The sequence below is a fragment of the Streptomyces sp. NRRL F-5122 genome (assembly GCF_001507435.1).
Taxonomy (GTDB): Bacteria; Actinomycetota; Actinomycetes; order Streptomycetales; family Streptomycetaceae; genus Streptomyces; species Streptomyces lannensis.
Window position 1 is genome coordinate 1 of record NZ_LMWH01000224.1, and the last position, 219, is coordinate 219.

The 219-nt window shown below is 71.2% G+C and carries 1 protein-coding gene; it reads left to right on the forward strand.

Features of this window, described 5'->3' with window-relative positions:
- A partial coding sequence (locus tag ADL25_RS20920; RefSeq protein ID WP_159044969.1) for a hypothetical protein occupies positions 1-219 on the forward strand: 219 nt, incomplete at both ends.

Sequence of the window (219 nt, forward strand, 5' to 3'; positions counted from 1 at the left end):
CTGAGATCTTTCGAGCGAGGCGGTGATCAGGCGGTGCTGGAGGAGGCCATCCAAGCCAGCCGTGACGCGGTGCGCGCCACGCCGCCCGACCACCCCGACCTGGCCGCCCGCCTGTCCAACCTCGGCGTCGCCCTGCTGAGATCTTTCGAGCGAGGCGGTGATCAGGCGGTGCTGGAGGAGGCCATCCAAGCCAGCCGTGACGCGGTGCGCGCCACGCCG